The 15,892-nt window shown below is 70.3% G+C and carries 15 protein-coding genes; 7 read left to right on the top strand and 8 right to left on the bottom strand.

Annotated features, from left to right (window positions below; all coding sequences use genetic code 11):
- The first annotated feature begins 22 nt into the window (after positions 1-22).
- The 7 genes from VF289_RS09420 (at position 23) to VF289_RS09390 (ending at position 8,788) form a co-directional block, all read left to right on the top strand.
- On the top strand, positions 23-1,795 hold the full coding sequence (locus tag VF289_RS09420) for a hypothetical protein (protein ID WP_330883403.1): 1,773 nt from the start codon (positions 23-25) through the stop codon (positions 1,793-1,795).
- Positions 1,796-2,048: 253 nt separating this feature from the next.
- A complete protein-coding gene (locus tag VF289_RS09415; RefSeq protein ID WP_330883401.1) occupies positions 2,049-2,816 on the top strand; it encodes a DUF624 domain-containing protein in 768 nt (255 codons plus the stop codon).
- A 93-nt stretch (positions 2,817-2,909) separates the two neighbouring features.
- The gene (locus tag VF289_RS09410; protein WP_330883399.1) at positions 2,910-4,394 is read left to right on the top strand and encodes a malate:quinone oxidoreductase; all 1,485 of its coding nucleotides are present in this window, start codon (positions 2,910-2,912) and stop codon (positions 4,392-4,394) included.
- Between the two features lie 100 nt (positions 4,395-4,494).
- Positions 4,495-5,283 carry a (Fe-S)-binding protein gene (locus VF289_RS09405; protein WP_330883397.1) on the top strand — a complete coding sequence of 263 codons (789 nt, stop codon included), beginning with the start codon at positions 4,495-4,497 and terminating at the stop codon, positions 5,281-5,283.
- Positions 5,284-5,391: 108 nt separating this feature from the next.
- The gene (locus VF289_RS09400; protein ID WP_330883396.1) at positions 5,392-7,011 is read left to right on the top strand and encodes a lactate utilization protein B; all 1,620 of its coding nucleotides are present in this window, start codon (positions 5,392-5,394) and stop codon (positions 7,009-7,011) included.
- The gene (locus VF289_RS09395) at positions 7,008-7,826 is read left to right on the top strand and encodes a LutC/YkgG family protein (protein WP_330883394.1); all 819 of its coding nucleotides are present in this window, start codon (positions 7,008-7,010) and stop codon (positions 7,824-7,826) included. The genes VF289_RS09400 and VF289_RS09395 overlap by 4 nt, the downstream gene beginning before the upstream one ends.
- Positions 7,823-8,788, top strand: coding sequence for an aldose 1-epimerase family protein (locus tag VF289_RS09390; RefSeq protein ID WP_330883392.1), 966 nt, complete (start codon positions 7,823-7,825; stop codon positions 8,786-8,788). Before VF289_RS09395 ends, VF289_RS09390 begins: the two co-directional genes overlap by 4 nt.
- A gap of 155 nt (positions 8,789-8,943) precedes the next feature.
- Here VF289_RS09390 and VF289_RS09385 read toward each other — a convergent pair whose 3' ends face one another.
- The 8 genes from VF289_RS09385 to VF289_RS09350 form a co-directional block, all read right to left on the bottom strand.
- On the bottom strand, positions 8,944-9,279 hold the full coding sequence (locus VF289_RS09385; protein ID WP_330883390.1) for an Lsr2 family protein: 336 nt from the start codon (positions 9,277-9,279) through the stop codon (positions 8,944-8,946).
- Between the two features lie 116 nt (positions 9,280-9,395).
- Positions 9,396-9,578, bottom strand: coding sequence for a hypothetical protein (locus VF289_RS09380; protein ID WP_330883388.1), 183 nt, complete (start codon positions 9,576-9,578; stop codon positions 9,396-9,398).
- A gap of 1 nt (position 9,579) precedes the next feature.
- The gene (lysS, locus tag VF289_RS09375) at positions 9,580-11,088 is read right to left on the bottom strand and encodes a lysine--tRNA ligase (protein WP_330883386.1); all 1,509 of its coding nucleotides are present in this window, start codon (positions 11,086-11,088) and stop codon (positions 9,580-9,582) included.
- Positions 11,089-11,131: 43 nt separating this feature from the next.
- A complete protein-coding gene (panC, locus tag VF289_RS09370; RefSeq protein WP_330883384.1) occupies positions 11,132-12,025 on the bottom strand; it encodes a pantoate--beta-alanine ligase in 894 nt (297 codons plus the stop codon).
- Positions 12,022-12,963: a Rossmann-like and DUF2520 domain-containing protein gene (locus VF289_RS09365; RefSeq protein ID WP_330883382.1), complete on the bottom strand. Its 942-nt coding sequence runs from the start codon at positions 12,961-12,963 to the stop codon at positions 12,022-12,024. Before VF289_RS09365 ends, panC begins: the two co-directional genes overlap by 4 nt.
- Positions 12,960-14,681, bottom strand: coding sequence for a PH domain-containing protein (locus VF289_RS09360; RefSeq protein WP_330883380.1), 1,722 nt, complete (start codon positions 14,679-14,681; stop codon positions 12,960-12,962). The genes VF289_RS09365 and VF289_RS09360 overlap by 4 nt, the downstream gene beginning before the upstream one ends.
- Positions 14,678-15,355, bottom strand: a complete 678-nt coding sequence (locus tag VF289_RS09355; protein ID WP_330883378.1) for a PH domain-containing protein — start codon at positions 15,353-15,355, stop codon at positions 14,678-14,680. Before VF289_RS09355 ends, VF289_RS09360 begins: the two co-directional genes overlap by 4 nt.
- A 183-nt stretch (positions 15,356-15,538) precedes the next feature.
- Positions 15,539-15,892 (bottom strand): DUF3180 domain-containing protein (locus VF289_RS09350; protein WP_330883376.1); only part of this gene is annotated, 354 nt, incomplete at its 5' end.

The following is a 15,892-nucleotide window of genomic DNA, read 5'->3' as shown; positions in this document are numbered from 1 at the left end:
CCACATCCACAAGGAGCCCGCTATGAACCACACCCCCCGCAGCTCGGTCAGCCGCCGAGCCTTCCTCGGGCGAGCAGGCGCGGGCGTCGCCGCCGCTGCCATCGCCCCGACCGCGCTCAGCGCCTGTGGCGACGCGTCCGGTGGCGGCGCCGACGAGGAGGTCGTCGGCGGAGCGGACTACGAGCAGGGCAGCGCCGAGCTCACGGTGCAGCTCGGCGAAGAGGTCGGGGGCATCAACTACCCGCCCGAGTACAAGGGCCCGAAGGCGCGCAAGCTCGAACCATTCGGCGACGGCACGACCGAGTTCACGATGCTCGGACGCACCATCCCGGATCTCGACTACTCCTCGAACTATTACGCCCAGCACCTCGAGGAGACGACCGGCGTGAAGGTCGCCTACCAGCCGGTCCCGCTCGGCGAGGACGGCACCACCAAGGTCAACGCCATGCTCTCCGGCGGCGACCTCCCCCACGCGCTGATGACCGGCATGAGCCTGTTCTCCGTCTCGCAGGTCTCGGTCTACGGCCAACAGGGCCTGTTCATCCCGCTGGACAAGCTCATCGACGAGAACGCGCCGCACATCCGCGAGATGTTCGACCTCTTCCCCGAGATGCGCTCCCAGTTCACCGCGCCCGACGGCCGGATGTACGCCGTGCCGTCGATGAACGACTGCTACCACTGCAAGTCCTCGAATGTGCGCACCTGGTACAACACCCGCTGGGCCGAGGCGGTGGGCGCCTCGGCCCCGCAGTCGCTCACGGAGTACGAGGCCCTCATGGAGGAGTGGAAGTCCTCCGATCAGGTCCCCTCCGGCGCCGCGCTGACCGTCACCGACTCGTCCACGATGATGAACCTGTTCAACTTCTTCCTGGGTTCGTTCACCGAGGTGAGCTCGACCAACATGCTCCTGCGCGACGGGAAGCTCAGCTGGGTCCCCTCGGAGGACGCCTACCGCGAGGGGATGATCTGGATCCAGGAGCAGTTCACCAAGGGCCACTTCGCCCCCGGGATCCTCTCGCTCACCCCGGAGCAGTACCAGAAGCTCGGCGACTCGCCGGACGGCCCCCAGTTCGGTGTGATCAGCGGTGCATCGCAGGGCTCCTTCACCGCCGCAGCGGACATGACCGATCCCGAGTCGGTCGCCCGGATCATGCAGCCGCTGGCCCCGCTCGAGGGACCCGGCGGGGTCCGGACCTGCGACTGGGACTGGTACCAGATCGGGTCCCCGAACTTCGTCATCACCAGCTCCTGCCCCGACCCCGTGCAGATGATCCGCTGGGCCGACTACCAGTTCGAGCTCGGGCTGACGACCTCGATGGGCCGCGGCGAGCAGGGCAAGGGCTGGGACTACGCCGACAAGGGCCTGGTCGGCATCGACGGCGAGCAGGCCGTCTACGAGGTGCTGCCCGGCGGCGGCGAGCTGAAGGACCAGGGCTGGTGGGAGTGGGGCCCCTTCTTCAAGTCGATGTCCCAGCGCCACAGCGAGGCGGTGGAGGAGGGCTCCGGCTCGATCGAGCCCTCGCTGTACGAGGCCGGCAAGGCCTACGAGCCCTACCGGATCGACAAGGAGCTCAAGGTCCCCACCCTCGCCTTCGACATGGAGCAGTCCGCCCAGGTCGGCGAGGTCGAGGCGAATCTGACCCAGCAGCTCACGCAGAGCTTCGCGTCCATCGCCACGGGCAAGGCGGACCTGACCAAGGACGCGGACTGGACGGCGCACGTGGAGGCGTTCACCTCGATCGGGGTCGACAACCTGCTCTCCATCTACCAGGAGGCGTACGACGCCCAGCACTGAGTGCAGCGAGAGGCGGGGCGGACCATTCGGCGTTCCGCCCCGCCTGCATGTCCGGGTCGACGTCCAGACCGCGCACCGACGAGAGATCGGGCCTCTCCGGGTCCGGCGCGAGGCGCACGCGGCATGGCGAGCCGCTGCCCAGGGATGATCCCGACCGAGCCCCGGGGACGTTCCGGACTCATCGGGCCTCTCGAGGGATCCTCGCACCCGTCGCTGAGGGCCGACGCATGTGACCCGGGATACTCTTGGATGCATGAGTCGACGTCCTGGACCGAGCGGCCCCTCCGAGGTGCCCGCATGGGTCACCCGCGGGAACGAGGCGATCGAGCGCGTCCTGCTCCTGATCTGGATCTCGATCCTCTGGGCGCTGCTGAGCCTGCTCGGCCTGATCGTGGTCGGCGTCGCGCCGGCGAGCGTCGCCGGCGCCGATGCGCTGATCGCCTCCCGCCACGGCGCGACGGTGAAGGTGCTGCCGACCATGTGGCGCAGCTACCGCGAGCACCTCGTCACCGCGAACCTGCGGATGCTCCCGCTGATGGTGGTCCAGGCCGGTTCCGCAGCGATGCTCTGGATCGTGATCAGCGGCGGCGCTCCCGGAGCGGTGGGCGCCTATGTGCTGGGCGGGGCGGCGGTGGCGAGCCTGTCGTGGTCGACCGCGAGCCTCGCGGCGATTGTGGCGGTGCCCCGCATCCGTCGGCAGGACCTCCTGGTGACCTGGCGGCTGGCACTCCTGGTGCCCGGCACGATCCCGCTGCGGTTCCTCGCCCTGACCCTCGGTCTCGGTGCATGGATCGCGGTGTGCACCCTGCTGTGGCCCGTGGCACTGCTGCTGGGCGCCGGCACCGCGATCGACCTCGCCACGAGCCTGCTGGGGCGTCGGATCGAGCTGATCCTGGAGGATCTCGAACGCTCGGCCGCGGCCTCCCGGTCCTCGCGCGGCGGCCCGTCCGGACCGTCCGCCGCCCGCGCCGCCCACCCGGCGGTGACCTCGTCGGACCCCCGCGCCGACCTCACGGCCTGACGGGATACGCTGGGACGCACGACCGCTCGGCGGCGCGCGAAGGATCGACCGTCCGACGCCGGGCGGGACCTGTGCACAGTGGAACGGAGAGACATGCCAGACCTGGACGTGACCCGCGCGGACGCGGTGCTGATCGGTGGGGGCATCGCCAGTGCGACGCTCGCCGCGATGCTCACCGAGCTCGAGCCGAGCTGGAACATCGTGGTCCTCGAGCGACTGCACTCCTTGGGCGCCGAGTCCAGTGATGCCTGGAACAACGCCGGCACCGGCCACAGCGCCCTGTGCGAGCTGAACTACACCCCGCAGGACGTCGACGGCTCCGTCAGCCCTGCGAAGGCGATCTCGATCAACGAGCAGTTCCAGGTCTCGCGGCAGTTCTGGTCGCACCTGGTGGAGAACGATCGCATCGGGGACCCCGGCGAGTTCATCCACACGGTGCCGCACATGAGCTTCGTCCACGGGATGGAGAGCGTGGACTACCTGCGTCGGCGTCATGAGGCGCTCACCGCGAACCCGCTGTTCGACCGCATGGAGTTCACGACCGAGCATGCGCAGCTGGCCGACTGGGCCCCGCTGGTGGCCGAGGGCCGGCCCGTCACCGAGACGATCGCGGCCACCCGCTCGCCCGATGGCACCGACGTCGACTTCGGCGCGCTGACCCGACAGATGCTCGAGCACTCCTCGCGCGTCGGCACCACCGTCTCCACGGGGTCGGAGGTGGTGGACCTGCGCCGGATGGGCACCGACTGGGGCGTGATGGTGCGCTCCACGCTGGACGACTCGCTCCGAGTGGTCCGAGCGCCGTTCGTCTTCGTCGGCGCCGGCGGCTACTCGCTGCCGCTGCTGCAGAAGTCCGGGATCGACGAGATCCGCGGCTTCGGCGGCTTCCCCATCTCCGGGCAGTGGCTGCGCTGCACCGACCCCGAGATCATCGCCCGCCACGACGCGAAGGTGTACGGGAAGGCCGCCGTCGGGGCACCGCCGATGAGCGTCCCGCACCTGGACACCCGCTTCGTGGCCGGGAAGCGATCGCTCATGTTCGGCCCGTACGCGGGCTGGTCGCCGAAGTTCCTGAAGTCCGGTCGGTACACGGACCTGTTCGAGTCGATGAAGCCCTCGAACATCACCCAGATGATCGCGGTCGCCCCGCCCAACCTCGACCTGATGGTGTACCTCGGCTCGCAGCTCGCGGCCACGCACCACCAGCGCTTCGAGGCGCTGCTGGAGTACATGCCCTCGGCCCGCGAGGCCGACTGGGAGGAGATCACCGCCGGCCAGCGGGTCCAGGTCATCGCCCCGGACAAGTCCAAGCACGGGGTGCTGCAGTTCGGCACCCAGCTGATCACCGCCGCGGACGGCTCGATCGGCGGCATGCTCGGAGCCTCCCCCGGTGCCTCCACCGCCACCAGCATCATGCTGGGCATGCTGGAGAAGATGTTCCCCCAGCGCATCGAGGCCTGGCGCCCCGCGCTGACCCAGATGGTCCCCAGCTGGGGTCGTTCGCTCTCGGACGATGCCGACGAGGCCCACCACACCCTGGACCGCACGGCCGAGGCACTCGGGCTCACCCACTCCTGAGCGCTTCCCGCGGGGCAGCGGCGCCTCCGATGCCGACGCGCCTCCGGGGGCCGGCGCTCCCCGCCCGACCGCAGAGCTCGACGAGGAAGAAGGACAGCGGATGCGCATCTCCCTGATGACCACCTGCCTGGTGGACGTGATGGCTCCCGATGTGGCCCGCGCGACGGTCACTCTGCTGGAGCGATTGGGCCACGAGGTGGTGTACGACAAGCGCCAGACCTGCTGCGGTCAGATGCACACCAACTCGGGCTACTTCACCGAGGCCGCACCGGTGGTGCGCTCCTTCGTGGACACCTTCGAGCCGTCGCTGGACAGCATCGACGCGATCGTCATGCCCTCGGGCTCCTGCACCGGATGCGTCCGGGACCAGCACGTGGCCGTCGCCCGGCACGAGGGTGACAGCGAGCTCGAGGAGCGCGCAGCGGCCGTCGCGTCCAAGACCTACGAACTCTCGGAGCTCCTGGTGGACGTGCTCAAGGTGACCGACGTCGGCGCGTACTTCCCGCACTCGGTGACCTACCACCCCACCTGCCACTCGATGCGCTTCCTCAAGGTGGGCGCGCGTCCCCTGAAGCTCCTGCGCGCGGTCGAGGGCATCGAGGTGAGGAACCTTCCCGAGTCCGACACCTGCTGCGGTTTCGGCGGCACCTTCTCCGTGAAGAACGACGCCACCAGCGATGCGATGGTCACCGACAAGGCGGCGAACGTGGTGGCGAGCGGCGCGGACTTCGTCGTCGCGGGCGATGCGTCGTGCCTGATGAACATCGGCGGCAAGCTGCGCCGCACCGGTGCCGCTCCGCGCTCGATCCACCTGGCACAGATCCTCGCCTCGACCACGGAGGATCCCTTCGTCCCGGCGGAGACGATCCTGGGAAGGGAATCGCGATGAGCTCCGGCGTCGGTCGACGAACTGCGAGGCACGAGCGGGAGGAGATGACGCGATGAGCACCGGCGTCGGTCGACGAACTGCGAGGAACGAGCGGGAGGAGATGACGCGATGAGCACCGTCCACCTCGGTATTCCCTCCGTCCGCCCTCAGCACGCCTCACCGGGCTCGCACCTGCGCGGCGAGCAGGGCTTCCCTGCTGCGGCCCGTGACGAGCTCGGGAACGAGACCCTGCGCGGGAACCTCCGCCACGCCACCTCGACCATCCAGTCCAAGCGCAGCGCAGTCGTCCGCGAGGTGCGGGACTGGCAGAAGCTGCGCAATGCCGGAAGCGCTCTGAAGTGGCAGGTCACCGATCATCTTCCAGAGCTGCTCGAACAGCTCGAGGCCTCGGTGACCGCGGCCGGTGGGGTGGTGCACTGGGCTCGCGATGCCGAGGAGGCCGGGGAGATCGTCACCCGGCTGACCCTCGAGCGCGGCGCCCGCGAGGTCCTGAAGGTCAAGTCGATGGCCACCCAGGAGATCGGTCTGAACGAGGTGCTCGAGCACGCGGGGATCCGTGCGATCGAATCCGATCTCGCCGAGCTCATCGTCCAGCTGGCCGATGACACCCCCTCCCACATCCTGGTGCCGGCGATCCACCGCAATCGTGCGGAGATCCGGGAGATCTTCCTGGCCGCGATGCCGGATCTGGACCCGTCGATCACCGACGAGCCGAGCGAGCTCGCCGAGGCGGCCCGACGCTTCCTGCGCGAGAAGTTCCTGGACATGCCGGGTTCGGTGGCGATCTCCGGGGCCAACTTCGCCGTGGCGGACACCGGCACGCTGGTGGTGGTCGAGTCCGAGGGCAACGGACGCATGTGCCTGACGCTGCCGAGGACCCTCATCTCGGTGGTCGGCATCGAGAAGATCGTGCCGAGCTTCCAGGACCTCGAGGTGTTCCTGCAGCTGCTGCCGCGCTCCTCCACCGGTGAGCGGATGAACCCGTACACGACCCTGTTCACCGGGGTCCATGACGGGGACGGTCCCGAGGATTTCCACCTCGTGCTGCTCGACAACGGTCGCTCGGCGGTGCTCGAGGACCCGGAGGGTCGCAGCGCCCTGCACTGCATCCGCTGCTCCGCCTGCCTGAACGTCTGCCCGGTCTACACGCGCACCGGCGGTCACGCCTACGGCTCGACCTATCCCGGCCCGATCGGCGCGATCCTCTCGCCGCAGATGACCGGGATGACCGGCACGGACGATCCGAACTCGACGCTCCCCTACGCCTCGAGCCTGTGCGGTGCCTGCTACGACGTGTGCCCCGTGAAGATCGACATCCCGGAGATCCTGGTGCATCTGCGCACCAAGGACGTGGACCGCCGACGGGAGGAGCACGGCGAGTTCCGCAGCACCTGGGACGTGGCCCTCAAGGGTGCGAGCAGGCTCATGTCCTCCCCCCGCGCGTACGACATCGCCGTGAGGGCGGCCGGTCCAGTCAGCTCGATGCTGCCCGGCAAGAACATCGGGAAGCTGCCGGGGATGCTGCCCCTGATGCCGGGGTGGACCGATCACCGAGATCTGCCCAAGCCCGGCCCGTCGTTCCGCACCTGGTGGGATCAGCGGGAGAAGGACCGTGCCGAGCAGGGACCGGTCACCGATGCGGAGGCCTCCGCTGCCGCGTCCGTCCCCGCTTCGGGCACGGAGGACGACACCGGTGCCGAGGGTGCCGGGAACGAGGAGCGCTCATGAACGAGTGGACGGACACCCGCCCCACCCGCACTCCCGGCATGAGCGCGAAGGACGAGATCCTCGCACGGGTGCGCTCGGCCCTCGCGGTCCCCCGTCGCGATGCGGTCACCGATGCCGCGGACGTGCCCCGGGACTATCAGCGGGCCGACGACAAGCAGGAGCTGCGCACCGCCCCTGAGAAGGTGCGCGGCGTGCTGGTCCAGCGTCTGGAGGACTACACGGCGACCGTCCATCGCACCACGGCCGCCGCCGCACCGGCGGTGATCGGCGACGTGCTGGGCGATGCCCGCACCGTCGTGGTCCCCTCCGGGCTGCCCTCGTCGTGGCTCGGCGACGTGGCCGCCACCCTCGTGGTCGATGACGGCACCGCCTCGGCGCGCGAGCTCGATGGGATCGACGCCGTCCTCACCGGCTGCCATACGGCGATCGCGCTGACCGGCACCCTGGTGCTCCGCGGTGACGACATCGGTGGTCGCCGAGCGATCAGCCTCGTCCCCGATCACCATGTGGTGGTCGTCGACTCCTCCCAGGTGGTGCTCGGTGTCCCCAAGGCGATCGAGCGCATGGCGGAGGATCCCACCGCCGCCTGGACCATGATCTCCGGTCCCAGCGCGACCAGCGACATCGAGCTCGACCGGGTCGAGGGGGTCCACGGGCCCCGTCGGCTCGACGTGGTGCTCATCGAGCCGGAGCCTGAGCCCGCACCGGAGGAGCCGGCCGCCGCACCGAGGACGACACCTCGGCCCACCCGAACACCGGCGGGCACCCGCACCCCGGACCGCACCTCTGACCGCACCCAGGAGAAGAGCGCATGAACAACGCCACCCAGACCGCCGGGATCGACCTGCCCCCCGACTCCGCGGCTCGCGACCGTGGGGAGCTGTTCACCCTCGAGGCCGGTCCGTACCGGGCGCAGGTCTCCTCCGTCGGCGCGACTCTCGAGGCGCTCACCCTCAACGGCCGGGACCTGCTGGTGCGCAGTCCCGAGACGGGGCCGATGCTGTTCTTCCGCGGTGCGATCGTGGCGCCCTGGCCCAATCGCCTCGGCGACGGCACCTACACCTGGGATGGCCGGGAGATCCGCACCGCGCTGAGCGAACCCGAGCGCGGCAACGCCCTCCACGGCCTGGTCTCGTTCCAGTCCTTCACCCCGGCGACCCTCTCCGAGGACGAGCTGGTGCTGCGGAGCGAGCTCTTCCCGTCGACCGGCTACCCCTTCCACCTGCTGCTCACGGTGCATTACGCACTGGACCCGCAGGAGGGGCTGACCACCACCGTGACCGCCCGCAACCTCGGTGCGCAGGACGCCCCGTACGGGGTGTGCCCGCACCCCTACCTGGTCGCCGGGCCGGAGCCGCTGGATGAGTGGTCGCTTCAGGTCCGCGCCGGAACCGTGCTCACGGTGACCGAGGACCGGCTCCTGCCCACGGGCACCGCGCCGGTGGAGCCCGGGAGCGAGTTCGATTTCGGGACGGCGAGGATCCTCGGCCCCCTGTTCATCGATCACGCCTTCACCGATCTGGGCCGCGATGAGCAGGGCCGCCTCCTGGTCACCGTCACCGCGCCGGGTGGCACCGGGGTCGAGCTGAGCGCCGGGCCGGAGTGCCCCTGGCTGCAGATCCACACGGGTGATCGCCCGGAGCCGGAGCACGATCGTCGCGGGCTCGCCGTGGAACCGATGACCTGCCCGCCAGATGCGTTCCGCAGCGGAACAGACGTGGTGCGACTGGTCCCCGGCACGGAGCACGCGGCGTCATGGACCGTGCGCGGCTGGTGAGCACGCGCAGCTCATGTGCACGCGCGGCTGGTGAGCGCCGGACGTCCCGTCGCCGTCGACCGGCCTGAGCACGGACCGGGCCCGTCACCTCGTGGTGACGGGCCCGGTCATCGGCGCCTGCGCTCCCCAGGCCTACGGCGTGGGAGCAGGGGGGATCACTCCCCGTGGGCCTCTTCGTATGCCTTGCGGATGGTGCCGGAGATGCGGCCTCGGTCCGGGACCTCGTAGCCGGCCTCGCGGGCCCACTCGCGGATCCGTGCGGAATCGTTCGAGCCGCTGCGGCCGGATCCGGACGCTGTGCCGCGGGCGCGGCGACCGCCGACGCGACGCGCCTTGTCGACCCAGCTGCCGACCTGCTCGCGGAACGCAGCAGCGTTGTCCTCGGACAGGTCGATCTCGTAGGCGACGCCGTCCAGGGCGAAGCTCACGGTCTCGTCCGCTTTGTCGCCGCTGAGATCGTCGATGAGCTCCACGTACGTCTTCCGTGCCATAGGGGTTCCCCCTCGTTGGTCTGGTGTCATAAAAAGTTGCGCGCTCTGGTGAGTTCGCCACTGCGCACCAGTATCAGTCGAGACGACGTAGATTTCAATCCGATTACGAAGAATGTTCAGGCAGAGTGATTCTGCTCATCTCCGGCCCGCCGCTGACGGTATTCGACTTCGGCTCGACGTTCAGCTTCTCGTTCACGGCGATCCGCGCGCATAATGGCACGAATCGCGAACCAGAACAGCAACCCCACGCCGATGGAGGGCAGCAGCGCTCCAGCTTCGAACCAGAACCCGGAATCCATCTCAGGCCTCCGGCTTCACGAGCGGGAAGAGGATGGTCTCGCGGATTCCCAGCCCGGTGATGGCCATCAGCAGTCGGTCCACTCCCATGCCCATTCCGCCCGTCGGGGGCAGCGCGTATTCCATCGCCTCGAGGAAGTCCTCGTCGAGACGCATCGCCTCGTCATCGCCCTGGGCCGCCAGCTGCGCCTGCTGTGCGAAGCGTTCGCGCTGGATCACCGGGTCCACGAGCTCCGAATATCCGGTGCCGAGCTCGAAGCCGCGCACGTACAGGTCCCACTTCTCGACGACGCCGGGCTCCGAGCGGTGCGCGCGCACCAGCGGGCTGGTCTCGACCGGGAAGTCACGGACGAAGGTCGGCTCGTACAGATGATCGCCGACGCGATTCTCGAACAGCTCCTCGACGAGCTTGCCATGCCCGAACTTGGGGTGATCGAGATCCAGGCCCAGCGAACGCGCGATCTCCCTCAGCCGCTGCGGCGTGGTCTCGGGGGTGATCTCCTCACCGAGGGATTCCGAGAGGGACCCATAGACGGTGATCTTCGCCCATTCCCCCGAGAAGTCGTACTCCGAACCGTCGATGAGGGTGACGACCTGGGATCCCGTCGCCCTCTCAGCGGCTTCCTGGACGAGCGTGCGGGTGAGGTCCCCGATCGTGTCGTAATCCCCGTAGGCCTGGTAGGCCTCGAGCATCGCGAACTCGGGGGAATGCGTGGAATCCGCGCCCTCGTTGCGGAAGTTCCGGTTGATCTCGAAGACCCGCTCGAGCCCTCCGACGGCCGCGCGCTTGAGGAACAGCTCCGGCGCGATCCGCAGATAGAGGTCCAGGTCGAAGGCATTCATGTGGGTGACGAACGGGCGTGCAGCGGCCCCGGAGGGGATCACCTGCAGCATCGGCGTCTCGACCTCGACGAAGTCGCGGTCGTGGAAGGAGGTGCGCAGCGAGTGCATGACCTCGGCACGGCGGCGAACGGTGTCCCGTGCCTCCTGGCGCACGATGAGATCGACGTAGCGGTGTCGGACCCTGGACTCCTCGGAGAGCTCGGCGTGGAGCACCGGCAGGGGCCGCACGGCCTTCGCGGCCATCTGCCAGGAGTCCGCGAAGATGCTCAGCTCGCCGCGGCGGGACGCCCCGACCCGGCCGTGGAAGAAGACATGGTCGCCGAGGTCGACGTCGGCCTTGAGATCCGCCAGCCTATCGTCGCCGATCACGGCCTGCGAGGCCATGATCTGCAGGCGCTCCCCCGCGCCGTCCTGCAGGGTGACGAAGGCAAGCTTCCCGGTGTTGCGCTGGAAGACGACACGGCCTGCGACGCCGACGACGTCCTGGGTCTCCTCGCCGGCCTCGAGGTGACCGTACTGCGCGCGCACCTCGGCGAGGGTGGCGGTCACGGGGACCGAGACCGGGTAGGCCTCCTCGCCGCGCGCCAGCAGGCGCTCCCGCTTGGACTTGCGGACTGCGACCTGGTCGGAGGTGTCCGTCGTGTCGAGGGCAGGGGAATTCTCGCTCATGGGGGCGATTGTCTCATCACTGCCGCTGGGAATGCCCGTGGGATCAGGGGGCTGTCGTGACCGCCACAGCGGCGTCGAGCAGCCGGGTGCCCTCGACCACCCCCGCCAGCACCACCAGCACCTCGCCGCGATGGTCCGGGGTGATCTGCTCGAGCGTGGTCGGGTCCAGGGCGTGGGCGTAGTCCCAGTCGATCTCTGCCCGGTCCACCGCGGCGTCGAGGGCGGCCAGGATCCCCCCGGTCGACGGTGCGGCGCCCGTTGCAGCGGCGATGGTGCGCGAGAGGGCGAGCGCCTGCTCCCGGCCGGCCGGGCTGAGATAGGCGTTGCGGCTGGAGCGCGCCAGTCCGGAGTCCTCGCGCTGGATCTCGACCGCCTCTATCCGCACCGGCAGATCGAGGTCTGCGACCAGACGCTGGATGATGGCGAGCTGCTGGGCGTCCTTGCGTCCGAAGACGCTCAGGTGCGGGGAGGTGAGGTGCAGGAGCTTGGTGACCACGGTGACCACCCCGTCGAAGTGCCCGGGACGGGCGGCGCCCTCGAGCAGGGTGCCGGCGCGGCCCGCGGTGACGGAGACCGTCGGCGGCAGCACCGGGTACATCTCCTGGACCGAGGGGGCGAAGACCACGTCGACCAGTCCGTCGACCAGGGCGAGATCGGCATCGAGGTCCCGCGGGTAGGCCTCGTAGTCCTCGCCGGGGCCGAACTGGAGGGGGTTGACGAAGTCGGTGAGGATCACGTGGTCGGCGAGCTCCCGGGCTCGCCGGACGAGCGCGAGGTGACCGGCGTGGAGCGAGCCCATGGTGAGCACGGCGGCGACGGTGCCAGGCATCGTCGCGCGCAGCTCCTGCAGCGCGGCCCTGGTCGTGGCGAGGCGTGTCGTGCGCTGAGCGTCGGGCTCCGCGGGAGGCGGGGCGCCGTGCGGCGGCTCCTGGGTCATTCCTCGTCCTCCCTGAGCATGCGGCCTTCCCTGGGCACGCGATCCGCTGTGGGCATGTCATCCTCCAACAGCGCCCGGATGGTGTCCCGAGCACTCTGCGGGAGTCTTGCACGGGACAGGGCCGCGAGCGCCAGGACGCGGTACGTGTCGGAGACATCGCCCCGCTCCCCCGGGGTCCCGGTCGCATCGAGATCGCCCAGCGCCTGCAGATGCGCCTCGACGGTCCCGGCATCCCCCCGCACCACCGGGCCGGTCAGCGCCTTCGCACCGTGACGGAGCGATTCGTCCAGCGCGGCCTCGAGCAGCGGGCGGAGGTAGGCACCGGGGTCCTCGATGCCCAGACGGGACAGTGTCTCCCTGGCCTGGTCCACGAGGACGACCAGATGATTGGCGACGTGCGCGAGGCCGGCGTGATAGAGCGGCCGATCGCCCTCCGCGATCACGGCGGGCTCCCCACCGAGCTCGACCACGAGTGCCGCGGCCACCGGCAGCAGCTCGGGGGCCGCGGTGATCCCCATCGGACAGCCGATCAGGCGGGCGAGGTCCGCGCGCGTTCCCGTGAAGGTCATCGCGGGATGAAGGGCGAGGGTGGCGCTGCCCGCCTCCGCCAGGGGGGCGAGCACCTCGATGCCGTAGCGGCCGGAGGTGTGGACGACCAGTTGGCCGCCGGGCACCATCCCGGTCGCCGCGATCCCGGCGGCCAGGGACGCGAGCTGGTCATCCGGCACGGCCAGCAGCAGCATCTCGCTGCGCTCGACGAGGGCGGGCACGTCCAGCAGCGGGACCTCCGGCAGCAGCTCGGCGGCGCGCTCCCGCGAGGCGTCGGAGACGGCGTAGGCGCCGGTGATCGCATGGCCCTCGGCGCGCAGAGCGGCGCCGAGCACGGCGCCCACCCGGCCCGCGCCGATCACGCCGATGCCCAGGCGCGGTGGGGTCATGACTGCTGCCCCGCGCCGGGGACGGTCGCCGCCGTGAGGGCGAGCACGGGCCGCGGCCAGTGCGCGCGATCGCGATAGCGCCGCAGGGTGCGGGCATCACGGCGGAGCACGGCGTGCAGGGCGAGCACCTCCTGGCGGGGCAGGTCGGTCACGGTCAGGGTGTCCCCCGCACCTCCCACTCGGAGGTCGAGGACTCCGAGCCGACGACTGAAGGGATCGTCCTCGAGGGAGACGTCCTGGATGCGCTCGCGCGGGATGATCTCGAGGCGTCGGGCGAGGATCCCGCTGCGGCGCACGAGTGCCCCCGGGAGCAGCACGGTCACCCGGGTGCGGGCGGAGATCCAGTACAGCCCGACCCTGGTGCGCATTCCGTCGATCCGGCGTGCGGGCGCGGTGAGCAGGTGCTCGAGAGTCGCGAGGTCGTCGGCGGTGCCGAGCGGGGCGGCGAGATGCCCGAGGGTGGACCGCAGCTCCTCGCGGGTGCCCACGGGGAGCACGTGCGAGGCACCGTTCTCGTCATCGTCCTCGATCCCGGCAACGGTCACCGAGACCGCGGTCCAGCCCGTGGAGCGCCAGAGCAGCGGGCGGCGCAGCTCGAAGCGCTGGATCCGGCCGGAGGCGATGTTGTCGGTGCGGGTGTTGGCCAGTCCGCGCCGCATCCGCAGCCCGCGGTCGGTGATGCGGGAGACGAAGCCCCAGCCGGACTCGATGCGACCGAAGATGTACTTGGGGACGGCGATCGCGGCGGGCGCGAGGGCGATGAACATCGCGATGTTGATCCCTTCCTGCCAGATCGCGAGCGCCACCGCGAGAAGCACACCGACCAGGCTCATCACGATGCCGATCAGGAATCCGATGTCGCGCAGCAGCGAGTGGACCAGCCGCCGGGTGGGGATCGCGGCGATCTGCTCGCCGTCGGTGACCCCGTCGTGCAGGAGGCTCTGCAGCCGTCCCTCGCCGGCGGGCTCGGCGCGGCCCTCCGCCGCCGGATGATCCGAGTCCCGACCGACCGTCTCCCGACCTTCGGCCTCGCTCAGCCGGTCCGAGGACGCGATCGACGCAGCCTGGGCCGCTGCGGGCGTGGACGCGCTCCCGGCGCTCGGCGCGGCGAGCGCGGCCACCCCGAGGATGCCGCGCCTCAGCTCCTCGGCGTCGGCGGACTTCACGTACTGGATGTCGAGGTAGGACTCGCCGCCACCGGCGACCTCCACCCGGACCTTCGCCAGGCCCAGCAGCCGGGCCAGCAGCGGGCGCTCGACGGAGACCGACTCGATCCGGGCCCGAGGGGCGTACTCGCGGGAGCGGCTGATCATCCCGGAGTGCAGGGACACCCCGTCCTCGTCGACGGCATAGGTGGTGAACCACCAGCTCAGCGCGGAGGCGAGGATGGCGATCACCACGGCGGCCGCGACGACCCCCACCCCGATCAGGGCACGTTGCATCGTGAAGTCCTCGAGCAGCCGCGCGATGTTCTGTGCGGTGAGGACCGCGATGATGCCCACCACGATCTTCCAGCCGGTCACGAGCGGCGTGATCGGATGGGTGCGACGCCGCTCGGCCGTGTCGCCGGGCTCCGGAGCGGAACCGGGCTCCGGTGCGCCGCCGGGCTCCAGCGCGGAAGCGGGCTCCGGTGCGGCACCGGGCTCCAGCGCGGAAGCGGGCTCCGGGTGCGGGGTGCTGTCCGGCGCGGGGGTGCTGCCGGGAACGGGCGTGCTCACAGCGCCGCCATGGTCTCGATGCCGCGCTCGGCGAGCAGGGCTCGCAGGCGCTCCGCCTCCTGCTTCGGCAGTCCGGGCAGGACCACGCTCGAGGCGCCGTGGGCGGTGGCCACCGAGAGCTTGGCGAGTCCGTACCTGCGGTCCACCGGGCCTTCGTCGATCTTCACCGATTGCACCCGGCCGTAGGGGATCGTGTGCACGGAGCGGAACATGATCCCGGAGGCGATCGTGATCTCCTCCTCGGCGTCCAGGTAGCCGATCGCCCGCACCCGTCGCGGGGTCAGCAGCAGGCTCTGGATCAGGATCACCAGAGGAAGCAGCCCCAGCGCACCGATCCACCACCAGCCGGTGAGCACAGCGCCGACGATCGCTCCCGCGATCATCAGCGTCCAGATCACGTACCCGGCGATGGCGGCGACGTAACGGGCGGGGATCAGCGCCGGCGAGACCGGGCGGAGGACGTCGGCGCCGAGCAGACCGTCCGGGTGGTCGGAGAGCATCTCCTCGGAGAGCCTCTCGTCGGAGTGCATCTCGTCGGCGAGCGTCTCGCCGGAGAGCGCCGCGTCGGTGCCGGAGTGCCCGGCGGGCAGACCTGCGACATGCTCATCGGCAGTGTGCAGGCCCTCGGGGTGCGCGGGGACGGTCGCGTCGGCATGATCGGGAGCGGAACTCATGGGAGCCATCGTGTCACCTTGTCGGGTCCGAGCGCGCTCCGTCGCACGTGGGCTGCAGGTCCGTCGAAAGTCGACGCGGAGGTACAGCATCCTCACCGGAGGTCGAGGTGCGCTCGCCGAGCGGTCCGACTGCGCACGATCCGTCGACGAACAGGTCGCGGCACCTCGTCTCCCGGCCTCCGCTCAACTCCCGACCCCGGCGCTCTCCGCGGAGCCGTCGCCATCCTCCGGGGGCAGCTGGCCCCAGCGCTCGACGATCACGCCGAGCACTCCGAGCACGATCCCGGCGAGAGCCGCGGCCGCGGTGGGCAGGATCCCGCTGAGCGGGTCGCCGGTGCCGGTGAGGAGCAGGAACAGGGCCTGCCCGACGAAGATCCCTCCCACCACCGCGCCGGTGTAGGCGCAGGCTCGCGCCAGCAGCACGGTGCGATAGGCGGTGGGCAGATCGATCTGGTGCCTGCGCGGGGCGAAGCTGGGGTGCTCCTTGCGCTCGGCGCTCTCGAGCATGTAGCGCCGCAGCGGAACACCGTGCATCAG

It is taken from the genome of Brachybacterium sp., assembly GCF_036379615.1.
In the GTDB taxonomy this organism is placed as follows: domain Bacteria; phylum Actinomycetota; class Actinomycetes; order Actinomycetales; family Dermabacteraceae; genus Brachybacterium.
The sequence above is the reverse complement of the archived record's forward strand: the minus strand, read 5'-3'. Positions and strand labels throughout refer to the sequence as shown.